Origin of the sequence: Variovorax sp. SPNA7, assembly GCF_033807855.1 — a bacterium.
Taxonomy (GTDB): Bacteria; Pseudomonadota; Gammaproteobacteria; order Burkholderiales; family Burkholderiaceae_C; genus Variovorax; species Variovorax beijingensis.
On record NZ_CP138513.1, the window covers coordinates 1,298,088 to 1,313,010 of the forward strand.

14 protein-coding genes are annotated in these 14,923 nt (G+C 68.8%); 8 read left to right on the forward strand and 6 right to left on the reverse strand.

Going from position 1 to position 14,923, the window contains the following annotated elements; genetic code table 11:
- The first annotated feature begins 49 nt into the window (after positions 1-49).
- The 8 genes from RZE77_RS05880 to RZE77_RS05915 all read left to right on the forward strand — a co-directional run bounded on the left by RZE77_RS05880 (position 50) and on the right by RZE77_RS05915 (position 7,723).
- The gene (locus RZE77_RS05880; protein ID WP_012746367.1) at positions 50-1,027 is read left to right on the forward strand and encodes an ABC transporter ATP-binding protein; all 978 of its coding nucleotides are present in this window, start codon (positions 50-52) and stop codon (positions 1,025-1,027) included.
- The gene (locus RZE77_RS05885; protein ID WP_319441077.1) at positions 1,024-2,340 is read left to right on the forward strand and encodes an amino acid deaminase; all 1,317 of its coding nucleotides are present in this window, start codon (positions 1,024-1,026) and stop codon (positions 2,338-2,340) included. Before RZE77_RS05880 ends, RZE77_RS05885 begins: the two co-directional genes overlap by 4 nt.
- A 10-nt stretch (positions 2,341-2,350) precedes the next feature.
- Entirely contained in the window at positions 2,351-3,262 is a 912-nt protein-coding gene (locus RZE77_RS05890; RefSeq protein ID WP_319441078.1) for a MurR/RpiR family transcriptional regulator, read from the forward strand.
- Positions 3,259-4,731, forward strand: coding sequence for an N-acyl-D-amino-acid deacylase family protein (locus tag RZE77_RS05895; protein ID WP_319441079.1), 1,473 nt, complete (start codon positions 3,259-3,261; stop codon positions 4,729-4,731). The genes RZE77_RS05890 and RZE77_RS05895 overlap by 4 nt, the downstream gene beginning before the upstream one ends.
- A gap of 331 nt (positions 4,732-5,062) precedes the next feature.
- On the forward strand, positions 5,063-5,482 hold the full coding sequence (locus RZE77_RS05900; protein ID WP_319441080.1) for a styrene oxide isomerase: 420 nt from the start codon (positions 5,063-5,065) through the stop codon (positions 5,480-5,482).
- A 247-nt stretch (positions 5,483-5,729) separates the two neighbouring features.
- Positions 5,730-6,455, forward strand: a complete 726-nt coding sequence (locus RZE77_RS05905) for a hypothetical protein (RefSeq protein ID WP_319441081.1) — start codon at positions 5,730-5,732, stop codon at positions 6,453-6,455.
- Between the two features lie 56 nt (positions 6,456-6,511).
- Positions 6,512-6,988, forward strand: a complete 477-nt coding sequence (locus RZE77_RS05910; RefSeq protein ID WP_319441082.1) for a hypothetical protein — start codon at positions 6,512-6,514, stop codon at positions 6,986-6,988.
- A 102-nt stretch (positions 6,989-7,090) separates the two neighbouring features.
- Positions 7,091-7,723 carry a flavin reductase family protein gene (locus RZE77_RS05915; RefSeq protein WP_319441083.1) on the forward strand — a complete coding sequence of 211 codons (633 nt, stop codon included), beginning with the start codon at positions 7,091-7,093 and terminating at the stop codon, positions 7,721-7,723.
- A 16-nt stretch (positions 7,724-7,739) separates the two neighbouring features.
- Here the strand turns inward: RZE77_RS05915 and RZE77_RS05920 are convergent, their stop codons facing one another.
- The 6 genes from RZE77_RS05920 to RZE77_RS05945 form a co-directional block, all read right to left on the reverse strand.
- Entirely contained in the window at positions 7,740-8,300 is a 561-nt protein-coding gene (locus RZE77_RS05920; protein ID WP_319441084.1) for a methyltransferase family protein, read from the reverse strand.
- Between the two features lie 30 nt (positions 8,301-8,330).
- On the reverse strand, positions 8,331-9,089 hold the full coding sequence (locus RZE77_RS05925; RefSeq protein WP_319441085.1) for an SDR family NAD(P)-dependent oxidoreductase: 759 nt from the start codon (positions 9,087-9,089) through the stop codon (positions 8,331-8,333).
- A complete protein-coding gene (gene paaZ / locus RZE77_RS05930; RefSeq protein ID WP_319441086.1) occupies positions 9,089-11,140 on the reverse strand; it encodes a phenylacetic acid degradation bifunctional protein PaaZ in 2,052 nt (683 codons plus the stop codon). The genes RZE77_RS05925 and paaZ overlap by 1 nt, the downstream gene beginning before the upstream one ends.
- 64 nt (positions 11,141-11,204) lie before the next feature.
- The gene (locus RZE77_RS05935) at positions 11,205-11,936 is read right to left on the reverse strand and encodes an ABC transporter ATP-binding protein (protein ID WP_319441087.1); all 732 of its coding nucleotides are present in this window, start codon (positions 11,934-11,936) and stop codon (positions 11,205-11,207) included.
- Entirely contained in the window at positions 11,933-13,831 is a 1,899-nt protein-coding gene (locus RZE77_RS05940; RefSeq protein WP_319441088.1) for a branched-chain amino acid ABC transporter ATP-binding protein/permease, read from the reverse strand. The genes RZE77_RS05935 and RZE77_RS05940 overlap by 4 nt, the downstream gene beginning before the upstream one ends.
- Positions 13,828-14,856, reverse strand: a complete 1,029-nt coding sequence (locus RZE77_RS05945; RefSeq protein WP_319441089.1) for a branched-chain amino acid ABC transporter permease — start codon at positions 14,854-14,856, stop codon at positions 13,828-13,830. The genes RZE77_RS05940 and RZE77_RS05945 overlap by 4 nt, the downstream gene beginning before the upstream one ends.
- Between the last annotated feature and the right edge of the window lie 67 nt (positions 14,857-14,923).

A 14,923-nucleotide genomic window follows, 5' to 3' on the forward strand; every position in this document is an offset into this window, starting at 1 on the left:
TCCCCCGCCTTCTCCCGCAAGCGGGAGAAGGAGCCAACACGACATCCCCATGACCACCGCCGCTCCCCTCATCGAAGTCCGCGGACTCAAGAAGTACTTCGGCGCCAGCGACCGCCCGGTGCGCGCAGTCGACGACGTGTCTTTCGCGATCCAGCCCGGCGAAACGCTGGGCCTGGTCGGCGAATCGGGCTCGGGCAAGAGCACCATCGGCCGCACCGTGCTGCGCCTGGTCGAACGCACCGAGGGCCAGGTGCTCTACCGCGGCGACGACATCGGCGCGCTGTCGGGCGAACGCATGCGCCGGCTGCGCAGCAAGCTGCAGATCATCTTTCAAGACCCGTATGCGAGCCTGAATCCGAAGATGCGCATCAGCGCCATCCTCGGCGAGGCGCTCTCCACGCACGGCCTGCACAAGGGCGCGGCCGCGCGCGACAAGCGCATTGCCGAGCTGCTCGAAACCGTGGGCCTGCGCGCCGAGCATGCAAGCCGCTTTCCGCACGAGTTCTCGGGCGGGCAGCGCCAGCGCATCGGCGTGGCGCGCGCGCTCGCGGTCGAGCCCGAGTTCATCGTGGCCGACGAGCCGCTGTCGGCGCTCGACGTGTCGATCCAGTCGCAGGTCATCAACCTCCTGGCCGACCTGCGCGAGCGGCTCGGTCTCACCATGCTCTTCATCTCGCACGACCTCGACGTGGTCGAGTACCTGTGCGACCGCGTGGTGGTGCTGTACCTTGGCAAGGTGATGGAAGTGGCGACCACCGACGAGCTGTTCGCGCGGCCTTCGCACCCCTACACCCAGGCGCTGCTGGCCGCGAGCCCGAAGCCCGATCCGACGCTTGCCACCGAGCGCATCGCGCTCAAGGGCGACATCCCGAGCCCGATCTCGCCGCCCTCGGGCTGCGTGTTCCGCACCCGCTGCCCGCACGCCATCGAGGCCTGCGCGCAGACCGTGCCGCCGCTCGACGAGATTTCCGCCGGACACTACAGCGCCTGCATCCGAAAAGAGCTGCTCTCCAACATCGCCGCATGAACACCATGACCGCTACCACCACCGCCGACCAGGATTTCAACGACCCGCTGCTGGGCAGCAGCTTCAAGGGCTACCCGCGTACCCAGCCGCCGCGCCGCCGCAGCGAAGTGGGCGCCGCGGGATGGAACGTGCTCGCGGGCGACCTGCCGCTGCCGCTGGCCGTGCTCAAGCGCGAGGCGCTCGAGCACAACCTGGCCTGGATGCAGTCGCGCGTGCGCGCATGGGGCATCGACCTGGCGCCGCACGGCAAGACCACCATGTCGCCGCAGCTCTTCCAGCGCCAGCTCGACGCCGGCGCCTGGGGCCTGACCTTCGCCACCGTCACGCAGCTTGGCGTGGGCGTGGCGGCCGGCGCGCGCCGCACGCTCATCGCCAACCAGGTGGTGAGCGACGAAGACCTGGCCGGCATCCAGCTGCTGCTGCAGGCGCACGCCGACCTGCGCGTGGTGTTCCTGGTCGATTCGCTGGCGCAGCTCGCATTGATCGAGGACTGGTCGAGGCGCCATCCCGAGAGCGTGCCATTCGAGGTCATGCTGGAGATCGGCGTCGAGGGTGCACGCACCGGCTGCCGCACGCATGAGGAAGCCGTGGCGCTCGCCACGCGGCTGCGTGCCAGCGATGCGGTCAAGCTCGTGGGCATCGAAACCTACGAAGGGCAGGGCGCCACCGGTTCCAGCGAAGCCGACACGGCCTACGCCAGCACGCTGATGGACCGCGTGGAAGCGATCGCGCGCCACTGCGACGCGCAGCAATTGTTCGAGACCGACGAGGTGCTGGTCTCGGCCGGCGGCTCGGCCATCTTCGACCTCGTGGCCGGGCGCCTGAAGCCCGCGCTGGGTTCGCCGGTGCGCGGGCTGCTGCGCTCGGGCTGCTATGTGACGCACGACCACGGCTTCTACAAGCGCATGGTGAGCGTGGTGGACGAGCGCCTGGGCTGCGATTGCGGCGAGAGCCTGCGCCCCGCGATGGAAGTGTGGGCCACGGTGCAGTCGCGGCCCGAGCCGGGCCTGGCGATCCTTGCCGTGGGCAAGCGCGACATCTCCTTCGACCTGTCGATGCCGGTGCCCATCGCACGCGCCGCACGCGGCATGCTCGAAGCGCAGGCCGTGCCCGCCGGCTGGAAGATCACCGCGCTCAACGACCAGCACGCCTACCTGCGCTGGGATGCCGCCGAAGAGGCGCAGGCGCCTGCCGTCGGCGACCGCGTCGGCCTCGGCATCTCGCACCCCTGCACCACCTTCGACAAATGGCACTGGATGCCGGTGATCGAAGAAAACTACCGCGTGAGCGACGCCGTCGCCATGCATTTCTGAACCCGCCGCGATGACCCCTTCCCTGCTTCAGAAGATCGCACAGGCCCGCGGCAGCGCGCCCGCCACGCGGCGCGCGATTCTCGACCTGATCCTCGAAGACCCCGACCGCGCGCTCGAAGAGAGTTTCGAGCAGTTGGCCGAGCGCTCGCGCAGCTCGGTGCCCACCATCATGCGCACCTGCCGCGACCTCGGCTTTGCGGGCCTGCGCGAATTCAAGCTCGCGCTCGCGCAGGAGCTGGCGCTCGGCGGATCGCCGCTGCACCGGCGCGTGAACATCGAGGATGCGGCCGACGAAGTCGTCGGCAAGATCGCGCGCAGCGCGGCGGCCTCGGTATCCGGCGTGCGCGGACAGCTCGACATGCAGGTGCTCGAAGGCGCAGTGGCCGCCATCGCGGCCGCGCCGCACGTCGACCTGTACGGCGCGGGCGCCACCTCGTGGTTCATGGCCAACGACCTGCAGGCGCGGCTCTTCAGGCTCGGCCTCTCGGCCAATGCCTGGGCCGACTACCACCTGCAGCAGGTGGCGGGTGCGGCGCAGCGTCCGGGCGGCGTGGTCATCGCCATCTCGCACGTGGGCGGCATGCCTTCGCTGCTCGACGCGGTGGACATCGCGCGCGGGCAGGGTGCCAAGGTGGTCGCGCTCACGCGGCCCGGCACGGCCCTGGCGGCCAAGGCCGATTTCCTGCTGGGCCTCTCGGTGCCCGACGACGCCGTGATGCACGTGGGCATCGATGCCTACCTGACGCACCTCACGGCCATCGAGATCCTCACGGTGCTGGTGGCGCAGCGCCGCGGCGAGCCTGCGGTGCAGCGCCTGCAGCGCGCACGCGAGGCCTTCCAGCGCCACGGCATCGACGCCACCACGCATCCGCTGCAAAGCTGGGACGGCGGCGGCATCAACACCGGAGGCCGCGCATCGTGAGCGATCGACCGAAAGCCATCCTGCTCGAGGCCGGACTCGTGGTCGACGGCTCGGGCGGGCCTTCGTGGCCGGGCGACGTGCTGCTGCGGGACGACCGCATCGTCGCGCTCGGCGAGGGCCAGCGCGGGCGGCTGCCCGAGGGCCTCGCGCTCGAAGACATCGAGATCGTCGACTGCCGAACGAAGGTGATCGCGCCCGGCTTCATCGATGCGCACACGCACGACGATGCCATCGTGCTGCGCGACCCGCTGTGCCTGCCGAAGGTGTCGCAGGGCATCACCACCGTGGTGACGGGCAACTGCGGCATCTCGCTCGCGCCGTACCGCACGCCGCAGTCGAAGCCGCCGCTCACGCTGCTGGGCGCGGAATCGTTCAAGCATGCGACCATGGCCGAGTACCGCACGGCCGTCGATGCCGTGCAGCCCGCGCTCAACGTGGCGGCGCTGGTGGGGCACACCACCTTGCGCTTCGCTGCGATGGAAGCGCTCGACCGGCCCGCGAGCGGCGACGAGCTCGCGCGCATGGCGGCTCTGCTCGAGGGCTGCATGGCCGAGGGCGCACACGGCTTGTCGTCGGGGCTGTTCTACGAAGAAGCATTTGCTGCGCCGGCCGAAGAAGTGACCGCGCTCGCGCGCGTCGTGGCAAGGCACGGCGGCGTCTATGCAACGCACTTGCGCAGCGAGATGCAGCAGATCATCGAGGCGCTGCACGAAGCGGGCGGCACGGCGTTCAGCGCCGGCGTGCCGCTGGTCATTTCGCACCACAAGTGCGCGGGCCCCGCCAACTGGGGCCGCACGAAGGAAACGCTGCCGTTGATCGAAGCGCTCGCGCAGCGGCAGAAGATCTCGATGGACGTGTACCCCTACGTGGCCGGTTCCACCGTGCTGCGCGAAGACCTGGTCGACGGCGTCATCGACGTGCTGCTGACCTGGTCCGACCCGCACCCCGAGATGACCGGCCGCCTGATCTCCGACATCGCGCGCGAGTGGGGCACCACCGAGCAGGAGGCGTGCCTGCGTCTGAAGCCCGGCGGCGCCTGCTATTTCCAGATGCAGGAAGAAGACGTGGAGCGCGTCATTGCGCACCCGCTCACCATGATCGGCAGCGACGGCCTGCCGCACGACCGCCATCCGCATCCGCGCCTGTGGGGCGCGTTCCCGCGCGTGTTCGCGCGCTACTGGCGCGAGCGCCGCCTGTTCACGCTCGAGCAGGCCGTGCACAAGATGACCGGCATGACCGCGCGCAACCTGCGCATTGCAGACCGCGGCTTGCTGCGTGTGGGTGCGATGGCCGATGTGGTGGTGTTCGACCCCGAGACCATTGCCGACACCGCCACCTACGACAAGCCGCACGGCGTGAGCCTGGGGGTGGAGCGGGTGTTCGTGAATGGGATGCTGGCGTATCGAGGTGGCGGCGCTGAAGCGAAGGTGCTCGCGCGGGCAGGGCGGATGCTGACGCGCGGAAGCTGAGGCGCATGTTGCGTCGGGGTCTTGTGTTCGGGGCGCGTGCACAGGCCACCGGGTACTCCCCTCCGCGAATGTCCCCCGGCTTCGCCTCCTCCTTTATTTCGCTGCGGGGAGCACCCGATGCCCTGTGCACCAGGGCACGCTCGTGGTGTATCGCTGATCAACGACCGTTCTTTGCAACGATCACGCTGATGGGGTGCCTTGCGCAGCGAAATTAAGGAGGAGGGCGAAGCCCGGGGGACATTCGCGGAGCAAGGTACCCCGTCGGCGTGATCGCGCCCCGAACAGCAAGCCCCCGGTTAGGATGTGCGCCACCTCCAGGCTCCTACTTTCCATGCACACGGCAGCACGCCATCTCGTTTTCCACGCAGCAGTGATCCTGCTTTTCGGGCTCCTGCTCGGCGCGCCCTATGCCAAGGCCATCAAGCGCAATGCGCCGGCCCACATCGTCAACTCCTGGCGCGTGGCGCACTTGAGCCTGCCCATCGGCGCGACGCTGATGCTCGCGACGGCGGCCGTGCTGACCTTGCTCGCGGTCTCCGCTCCAGTCATCTGGGTCATTGCCGTTGCGCTGATCGTTTCAGGCTACGGTTTCTGCGTTTCCACGCCCCTGGCCGCGATCACGGGCCAGCGCGGGCTGTCTTCCGATGGCGCTGGCCTGGGCAAGCTCGTCCATGCTGGAAACATGGTCGGTGCGTGGGGCTCGATCGTCGGTGCCATCGCGTTGCTCTGGGCGGCATTCGTCGCGCTCTGACTTCGAGGCCCGCCCTGCCACCGAGTTGCCCATAGCCCGATGAATGCTTAAGCAGCGGTTGCGTCGAAGCAGGCATCAAACGTAAATCTTCCTGGTTAATCGACTTCGCGGCGGGCGGTGCCTGTCCCAAAAAAAAGATGCCGCAAGGCTCGCGCAGCCTCGAGAGCGAGGCCTCCCGCTGGTATCTTCGTGCGCGCAATTCAGCTTCACGCCACCACGCCCGTTGTCGACGCATTGGGTGCCTCACATGCCTCTTCGTCACGACCGAATCTTTCCGCGCTACGCGTTCTACTGTGTGCTGGCCGGCCTTGCCGCGATCTATGTCTTCTGCGCCATGGTGCTGGTGCCGGCAAAGATATACATCCTTCCCTACCTCGTCACTCCGGACTTCGTTCGCTATAAGGGCGCCTTCTTCGTGCTGGTGCTGGCGATCCCGGCCGCGATCTACCTGATCGGCTGGAAGGGCAGCGACTTCTTCGCGTGGTTGCGAACCCCGCAGGTGCTGACCCTGGGCGCGCATGGCCTGCAGCTTGGTGCGACGACCGTGGCCTTCGCCGACGTGACGCGGCTGCGCCATCGCCACAACCGCAACCACCTGCTGCTCACCACCCGCGACGGCAAGACGCTGCGGCTGCGGCTCGACCTGTGGGACGACGCGCATGCGCTGGTCGCCGAAGTGGAAGAAGCCGTGGGCGAGGCGCTGCGGCACGACGTCGAGCGGCGCCTGCATGCCGGCGACACCGTGCCCTTCGGTGCGCTGGCGCTGAATGCGGACGGCCTGGTGCACAAGGACCAGCTCATCGCGTGGTCGAGCATCGACACGATCCGCACCCAGTCCGACGCCGAAGCCATGGGCGTCGACGAGCACCTGGTGATCGTCGCCAACGGCAGGACCCGCAAGATCGATCGCTCGAAGATCGACAACGAACCGGTGCTGATGGTGTGCCTCATGCAGCGCCTTCCGTCGGCCTGAGCCCTCTCTTTCTTTCCTCCATCTGCAACACACAGCGATACAGCGACTTAATAAAAATGGAAATCTACAGCTCCGCCAGCCAGCAGGAAAAAACCCGCCAGGACCGCCCCGTCTTCTACTCCCGCACGCGGCTGATCGCCGGTACCACCCTCTGGGTGGTGGTGGCACTTGTGCTGGCCGTGCTCTGCATCCGCGCGCAGGACAAGAACATCGGTATCCTCATTGCGGCGGGCTTCGGTCTGCTGGCCGCGTGGCTGGCCGTCAAGTGCATCCGCACGCTGGCCAACATCGGGACGCCCGCGTTCGTCATCGGCCACCAGGGCCTGACCTTCGAGAACGGCCTGCTGCTTCCATGGCACAACATCGTCGAGAACACCTGGGTCAACCAGGACTACATGGGCATTCCCATTGGCAAGCAGATCCAGATCAAGACCGACCTGCCCAAGCCGAAGGCCCGCGTGCTGCGCCGCGCAACTGCGCTGGAGATCTCGGGCGATGAGTACCTCGCCCTGTGCGACGCCTATGCGGCGTGAGAGGCAACCGGGCGCCTGAGCCCCGGCCGAGCAAGGCCCGGCGCCTGCTGGTAGGCTGGCGGGCCTCCATCCTCAGGACTCGCTTTCGCGAGTTCCCCGCGCATGAATGCCTCTCACCGCCGGCCGGTTCCGTTGAACAAGGCCTACCGTCTCCTGAACCACGGCCCCACCGTCCTCGTGAGTGCCGCGCATGGCGGCCAGCGCAACATCATGGCCGCGGCCTGGGCGATGCCGCTGGACTTCGATCCGCCCAAGGTGGCCGTGGTGCTCGACAAGAGCACCTGGACGCGCGTGCTGCTCGAAGGCGCGGGCAGCTTCGCGCTGCAGGTGCCCACGCGCGCGCAGCTCGACCTGACCGATGCGCTGGGCAACAGCTCGGGCCGCGAGATCGTGGAGCGCGACGGGCACGACAAGTTCGCGTCCTATGGCCTGCAGACCTTCGCGGGCGTCGCGACCGAGGCGCCGCTGCTGGAAGGCTGCGCGGCCTGGCTCGAATGCCGCCTGCTGCCCGAGCCGCCGATCCAGCAGCGCTACGACCTGTTCCTGGGCGAGGTGATCGCGGCGCAGGCCGATGCGCGCGTGTTCGCCGATGGCCGGTGGAACTTCACCGGGCATGACGAGCTGCGCACGCTGCATCACGTGGCGGGCGGGCATTTCATCGTCGATGGCGAAGCGGTCGATGCGCGCCCGCTGGCGCCCGTCCTGCGTTCAGGCAACGGCGGTACTTCCGCCTGAGAAGAACGACCGCCCGCTACAGCACGAACGGAATGAAGCGCCGCGTGCCGCGCATGTACGCGCGGTAGTCGTCGCCGAAATGCGCGATGCATTCCTTTTCATCGCTCAGGGCCGTCAGGAACAGCAGCACCGTGGCCGCCAGCACCAGCGCCAGCGTGAGCCAGGTGAACTGCTTGAGGAAGGCGCCCCAGGCAAGCAGCATCAGTGCCGTGTACATCGGGTGGCGGATGTAGCGGAAGGCGCCGGTGGAAACGATGGAGGACGTCTTCTCGAAACCGTAGAGCGCCGGATCGTCGCTGCGCGCCTCGGTGGGCTTGCCGTGGGCCTTGAGCAGCTTCACCGCATGGATCGGCAGCCAGATCGACAGCGCGAGGAACACGCAGGACAGCAACTGGGTGAACGACAGCGGGTCGACATGCCACACCGGCAGGTTCACGATGATCAGCACCAGCATGCATTCCCACGCGAAGAAGCGGTAGAAGCCATGCGAGCCGGGCTGGCGCAGCGGGCCGCGCGAAACGTACAGCAGCGCGGCCGTGCCGGCAATGAAGAGAAGGATCTGGAACCAGAGAAGCATGGCGGCCGAATTTACACGGGCCGCCCGGCTTCAGCCAGAGATGGAGAATCCGCCGTCGACCGGGATCGCGGTGCCGGTCACGTAGTCGGAGGCGGGGCTCGCAAGGAACACCGCGGTGCCGGCGATGTCGGCCGGCTGGCCCCAGCGCCCGGCCGCCGCGCGGGCCACCACGCGGTCGTAGAGGCCCGGAATCTGGCTGCGGGCGCCGTCGGTCAGCTCGGTCTCGAACCAGCCCGGCAAAATTGCGTTGACCTGGATGTTGTCGGCCGCCCACGAAAGCGCGGTCGACTTGGTGAGCTGCACGATGCCCGCCTTGCTCGCGGCATAGGCCGGCGCATAGGGCGCGCCGAAGATCGACATCATCGAGCCGATGTTGATGATCTTGCCGCCACCGGCCGCCTTCAGGTGCGGGTGCGCGGCGCGGCTGCAGAGAAAGGCGCTGGTCAGGTTGGTGTCCATCACCTTGTGCCATTCGTCCAGTGCGAGCTGGTCGACGGGCTTGCGCACGGTGGTGCCGGCGTTGTTGACGAGGATGTCGAGACGGCCGCAGCGCGCGGCTGCTTGGTCGACCGCCTTCTGCACCGAGGCTTCGTCGGCCACGTCGACTTCGAGCGCGAAGCTGTCGCTGCCCAGGGCCCTGAGCGCCTCGACCGCGGCGGCCGACTTCTGCGCGTTGCGCGCGGCAATGACGACGCGGGCGCCCGCCTTGGCGAGGCCCTGGGCCATGCCCAGGCCGATGCCGCCGTTGCCGCCGGTGACGAGTGCTGCTTTTCCTGTGAGATCGAACATCAGGTGGTTTCTGGTTTCTTGGAGACGAGGGTCAGGATATCGTAGCTCGCGACCAGCTCGCCGTCCTGGTTCGTCACCTCCACGTCCCAGGCCACCACGCCCTGTCCCTGGCCGCTCGCGTCCTTCCTGTTGCGGTCGATCTTGCGCTTGCACGTGAGGCGCGCGCGGATGGTGTCGCCGATGCCCACGGGCTTGACGAAGCGCAGCGTGTCGAGGCCGTAGTTGGCGAGCACCGGGCCCGGCGCGGGCGACACGAACAGGCCCGCCGCGGCCGACAGCACGAAGTAGCCATGCGCGATGCGCTTGCCGAACGGCGACTCCCTGGCCGCGACCTCGTCGAAGTGCATGTAGAAATAGTCGCCCGAGATGCCGCCGAAGGCCACGATGTCGGCCTCGCCGACGGTGCGGCGGTGCGTGAGCAGCGAGTCGCCGACGCGCAGGTCCTCGAAGTGGCGGCGGAACGGGTGCACCTCGCTCTCGCGCACGGCCGCGCCGCGCACGTGCTCGCCGGTGATCGCGGCCAGCATGGTGGGCGAGCCTTGCACCGCGGCGCGCTGCAGGTAGTGCTTCACCGCGCGCAGGCCGCCGAGCTCCTCGCCGCCGCCCGCGCGGCCCGGGCCGCCATGCTTGAGCTGCGGCAGCGGCGAGCCGTGGCCGGTCGATTCGGCGGCGGCTTCGCGGTCGAGCACCAGCAGGCGGCCGTGCCAGGCGGCAGCCACCGGAATGGCCTTGGCCGCGATGGCCGGGTCGCGCGTGACCAGCGTGCCGACCAGGCTGCCGCGGCCGCGTGCGGCCAGCGCCAGGGCTTCGTCGATGCCGTCGTAGGGCATCAGCGTGCTGACAGGGCCGAAGGCTTCGACATCGTGTGCGGCGTCGTGCTCGAGCGGCTTGCGGCTCAGGAGCAGCGTGGGCGCGAAGAAGGCACCTCCGGCCACGCCGTCGCCCACCGGCGAGAAGCCGTCGCGCTCGCCGTAGACCAGCTCGGCCCCTTGCAGCAGCGTCGCCACGCGTTCGGCCACGTCGGCCTGCTGCGCATGCGAGGCGAGGGCGCCCATGCGCACTTCTTCGCGCGAGGGATCGCCGATGACGGTCTTGGCCAGTCGCGCGCGCAGCCGTTCGGCCACTGCATCCAGGTGATGGCGCGGCACGATCGCGCGGCGGATCGCGGTGCACTTCTGGCCGGCCTTGATCGTCATCTCGCGCGCCACTTCCTTCACGAAGAGATCGAACTCCTCGTCGTCGGGCGTCACGTCGGGCGCGAGGATTGCGCAGTTGAGCGAATCGGCCTCGGCGTTGAACGGGATCGAGTGGCGTACCAGGTTCGGGTGCACGCGCAGCCTCGCGGCGGTATCGGCCGAGCCGGTGAAGGTGACCACATCGGCGCCTTCGAGCCGGTCGAGCAGGTCGCCCGTGCCGCCGACGACCAGTTGCAGGCTGCCTTCGGGCAGGATGCCCGACTGCACGATGAGCCGCACCAGCGCCTCGGTGAGGTAGCTGGTGGCCGTGGCCGGCTTGCCGATGCAGGGCATGCCCGCGAGAAAGCTGGGCGCGAATTTTTCAAGCAGGCCCCACACCGGAAAGTTGAAGGCGTTGATGTGCACCGCCACGCCGCCGCGCGGCACCAGGATGTGCGTGCCCGCAAAGCCGCCCTTCTTGCCGAGCGCAAAGGCCGGGCCTTCGTGCACCAGGTTGCCCGAGGGCAGCTCGTTGCTGCCGATGCCGGCATAGGCGGCGAGCGTGCCGGCGCCGCCTTCGATGTCGATCCAGCTGTCGGTGCGCGTGGCGCCCGTGTGGGCCGAGATCGCGTAGAGCGTTTCCTTGTGGGCGGCCAGGTGCTTGGCCAACGCCTTCAGCCGCTCGGCGCGCTGCTGGAAGTCGAGCGCCATCAGCGCGGGCAGTCCGATGCGGCGCGCATGGCCGAGTGCCTCGGCAAAGTCGATGGCTTCGGCGTGCGTGCTGGCCACGGGCTGGCCGTTGACGGCGCTGCGCAGCTGCTGCGCGCCCTGCTGGCCGATCCAGCGGCCGGCGATGTAGCTTTGAAGGGTGGTCATGCGGGTGTCCTTTCGCTGTCTTGGTATTGCTCCTTCCCCGGAAGGGGAGGGAGAAAATCCGGGGTCATTCCTTCTTTCCCATGCCCAGGTAGGTGTCGATGATTCTCTGGTCGTGCATCAATTCGCGCGCTTGGCCTTCGAGCGCCACGGCGCCCATCTCGAGCACGTAGGCCCGGTCGGCCACCTGCAGGGCGGCGCGCGCGTTCTGCTCCACCAGCAGCACCGAGACGCCATGGCTTCGCAATTGCGAGACCACGCGCAGCACCTCGCGCACCACCAGCGGCGCCAGGCCGAGCGAAGGTTCGTCGAGCATCAGCAGCCGCGGGCGCGCCATCAGCGCGCGGCCGATGGCCAGCATCTGGCGCTCGCCGCCCGAGAGCGTCGAAGCCAGCTGCGGCTTGCGTTCGCGCAGCCGCGGAAAGATCTCGAACACCTCTTCCATGCGCGCACGCTGGTCGCGCTTGCCCTTGCGCCACTGGTAGAAGCCGCCGAGCAGCAGGTTGTCCTCGACCGACATATCGCCGAACAGCTCGCGCCGCTCGGGCACCAGCGCCACGCCGCGTGCCACCATGGTCTCGACGCTCGGCCGCGCGATGCGCTCGCCATGCAGCGCAAGGCTGCCGGTGGAGGGCAAGAGGCCCATCGCCGCGCACAGCAGCGTGGTCTTGCCGGCGCCGTTGGGGCCGATCACGGTGACGATCTCGCCTTCGTTCACATGCAGCTGCACGCTGTGCACCGCTTCGACGCTGCGGTAGGCCACGCAGAAGCCGTCGAGTTGGAGGATCGGGGTGCTCATCGTGCGTCCTCCAGCAGTTCGTCGTCGGCGCCGCCCAGATAGGCTTCGAGCACGCGCGGATTGGCCTGCACTTCGGCCGGCGTGCCGGTGGCGATCACGGTGCCGAATTCGAGCACCGTGATGCGGTCGGCCAGGTTCATCACGAATTCCATGTCGTGCTCCACCACGAGGATGCCAAGGCCCTCGGCGCGCAGCTGGCCCAGCAGCACGGAAAGGGCGCGCTTCTCCAGGTGGCGCAGGCCCGCGGCGGGCTCGTCGAGCAGCAGCACCGAAGGCTGGCCGGCCAGCGCGCGCGCAATCTCGACCACGCGCTGCTGGCCGAGCGAGAGCGATGCAGCCGGCGTGTCGGCGTGCGCGCCGAGGCCGCAGCGTTCGATCTGGCGGCGCGCCTCGGCCATCAGCGCGGCTTCCTCGGCGCGATCCAGCCGCAGCATCGCGGCGAGCCATCCGCGCCTGGCGCGCAGGTGGGCGCCGAGCGCCACGTTCTCGGCCACGCTGCGCTGCCCGAGCAGGCGCACGTGCTGAAAGGTGCGGCCCAGGCCGAGCGCGGCGAACACGCGCGAGGGCTTTGCCGTCATCACCTGGCCTGCGAGCCGCACTTCGCCGGCGCTCGGATCGTCCACGCCGGAGACCATGTTGAAGAAGGTGCTCTTGCCCGCGCCGTTCGGTCCGATCAGCGCGTGGATCTCGCCGGCCTTCAGCGTCATCGAGATGTCGTTGTTGGCCACCAGGCCGCCGAAGCGCTTGCTGACCTTGGTGGCCTGCAGCAGCACCTCGCCCCGGGCGGGCAGGTTGCGTTGCACGAGCTGCACGGCCCGTGCGGTATGGCTCGCGGGCGTGGCATGCGGGCGCACCCAGCGGCCGGCGATGCGTGCGAGCGTGGGCCACAGGCCATCCGCAAAGCGCTGCAGCACGAACAGCATGAGCAGGCCGAACACGATCACTTCGAAGTTTCCGCTGCTGCCCAGCAGCGATGGCAGCAGGTCCTGCAGCTTTTCCTTCAGCAGCGTGATGAGCGCGGCGCCCAGCACCGCGCCCCACAGGTGGCCCGCACCGCCCACCACCGCCATGAACAGCAGCTCGATGCCGATGTTCAGGTTGAAGGGCGTCGGGTTCACGAAGCGCTGCAGGTGCGCATAGAGCCAGCCCGAGACGGCCGCCAGCAGCGCAGCCAGCACGAACAGCTTCACGCGGTGGCGCGCCGTGTCCACGCCCATCGACTCGGCCATCAGCCGGCCGCCCTTGAGTGCGCGGATGGCCCGGCCTTCGCGCGAGTCGAGCAGGTTGTGCATGGCCCACAGCGCGAGCAGCAGCACGGCCCAGATCACCACGCCCAGCGCGCGCGGCGTGGCCAGCGAGTAGCCGGCAATCACCAATGGCGGCACGCCGGTGATGCCTGTCTGCCCGCCGAGAAAATCCATGTTGCCGAGCAGGTAGTACAGGCTCAGGCCCCAGGCGATGGTGCACAGCGGCAGGTAGTGGCCCTGCAGCTTGAGCGTGACCGCGCCCAGCGCCCAGGCGAGCGCGAAGGTGAAGGCGAGGCCGAGCAGGAGCCCGGCCCAAGGCAGCAGCGCGGGGCTCACGGCGCCGCCCAGCCATGCGGCGGCCGTGGGCGAGGTGCAGATCCACGCGGTGGCATAGGCACCCATGCCGACGAACGCGGCCTGGCCGAAGGAGGTCATGCCGCCCACGCCGGTGAGCATCACCAGCCCGGCCGCGACCAGCGCATAGAGCCCGATGTTGCTGAGGACCGAGACCGTGAACTCCGGCAGGAAGCCCCAGGCGAGGGCCAGCGCCGCCACGCAGGCGAGCGTCAGCTGCCGGGGCGTGACCAGCGCGCGGCCGGCCGGTGCGGCGGTGGCAGTTGCGGTGTTGTTGGACGGCGTGTTGTTCATTCCTCGTCCTCCACATGATGGCTGTGCAGCGAACGCCACCACAGCACCGGAATGATCAGCGTGAAGACGAGCACTTCCTTGAAGGGGCTGGCCCAGAACGAGGCAAAGGCCTCGAGCTGCCCGACCAGCAGCGCACCCGCGAGCGCCAGCGGATAGCTCGCCAGCCCGCCCACGATGGCGGCGACAAAGCCTTTCAGCCCGATCAGGAAGCCGGTGTCGTAGTACACCGTGGTGAGCGGCGCAATCAGCAGGCCCGAGACCGCGCCGATGAGCGCCGCGAGCGCAAAGCTCAGGTCGCCCGAGAGCTCCGTCGGAATGCCCGACAGCCGCGCGCCCACGCGGTTGATGGCGGTGGCGCGCAGCGCCTTGCCGATCATCGAGCGGCCGAAGAACAGGAACATTGCAAGCACCAGCAGCAGCGTGACGCCGACCACCACCAGCGACTGCCCGCTGACCGGAATGCCGCCGACGTCGAAGCGCTCCTCGGAGAACGCCGTGGTGCGATAGCCCTCGGCACCGAAGAAGAGCAGGCCCAGCCCCACCAGCACGCCATGCAGCGCGACCGAGACGATCAACAGCATCAGCACGCTGGCGCTGGCCAACGGCCGGTAGGCCAGGCGATAGAGCAGCGGCCCGAGCGGCATGATGAGCAGCAGCGTGGTGAGCGCCTGGCCCGCCATCGAGGTCGGCTTGAGCAGCAGCACCAGCGCGGCGGCGGCCAGCGGCAGCACCACGCACCAGGCGAGCGCGGAGGCCCAGTCGACCACCGCGCCGCGCTTCCAGCGCCAGAACTCGACCACCAGCACCATCGCCGCCAGCGCGAGCAGCAGCCACAGCGTGGCTGGCACGCGGCCGGCCTGCAGCACCGCCATCGACAGCGCCCCGAAGGCGACGAACTCGCCCTGGGGAATGAAGATGACGCGCGTGACCGAGAACACCAGCACCAGCGCGAGCGCCATCAATCCATAGACGGCGCCGTTCACGATGCCGTCCTGCCCCAGAAGCAGGGCGATCTGCAGATCCATACAACTACCTTCGGGCAGCGCCCGTGAGTCAGGTCAGGAACACCGAGGAACCGGCTTTGCCGGGCCT

Bases quoted from the DNA above. Each gene is read 5' to 3' on its own strand.
- RZE77_RS05880 (WP_012746367.1), top strand. From the start codon at position 50: ATGACCACCGCCGCTCCCCTCATCGAAGTCCGCGGACTCAAGAAGTAC.
- RZE77_RS05885 (WP_319441077.1), top strand. From the start codon at position 1,024: ATGAACACCATGACCGCTACCACCACCGCCGACCAGGATTTCAACGAC.
- RZE77_RS05890 (WP_319441078.1), top strand. From the start codon at position 2,351: ATGACCCCTTCCCTGCTTCAGAAGATCGCACAGGCCCGCGGCAGCGCG.
- RZE77_RS05900 (WP_319441080.1), top strand. From the start codon at position 5,063: ATGCACACGGCAGCACGCCATCTCGTTTTCCACGCAGCAGTGATCCTG.
- RZE77_RS05905 (WP_319441081.1), top strand. From the start codon at position 5,730: ATGCCTCTTCGTCACGACCGAATCTTTCCGCGCTACGCGTTCTACTGT.
- RZE77_RS05910 (WP_319441082.1), top strand. From the start codon at position 6,512: ATGGAAATCTACAGCTCCGCCAGCCAGCAGGAAAAAACCCGCCAGGAC.
- RZE77_RS05915 (WP_319441083.1), top strand. From the start codon at position 7,091: ATGAATGCCTCTCACCGCCGGCCGGTTCCGTTGAACAAGGCCTACCGT.
- RZE77_RS05920 (WP_319441084.1), bottom strand. From the start codon at position 8,300: ATGCTTCTCTGGTTCCAGATCCTTCTCTTCATTGCCGGCACGGCCGCG.
- RZE77_RS05925 (WP_319441085.1), bottom strand. From the start codon at position 9,089: ATGTTCGATCTCACAGGAAAAGCAGCACTCGTCACCGGCGGCAACGGC.
- paaZ (WP_319441086.1), bottom strand. From the start codon at position 11,140: ATGACCACCCTTCAAAGCTACATCGCCGGCCGCTGGATCGGCCAGCAG.
- RZE77_RS05935 (WP_319441087.1), bottom strand. From the start codon at position 11,936: ATGAGCACCCCGATCCTCCAACTCGACGGCTTCTGCGTGGCCTACCGC.
- RZE77_RS05940 (WP_319441088.1), bottom strand. From the start codon at position 13,831: ATGAACAACACGCCGTCCAACAACACCGCAACTGCCACCGCCGCACCG.
- RZE77_RS05945 (WP_319441089.1), bottom strand. From the start codon at position 14,856: ATGGATCTGCAGATCGCCCTGCTTCTGGGGCAGGACGGCATCGTGAAC.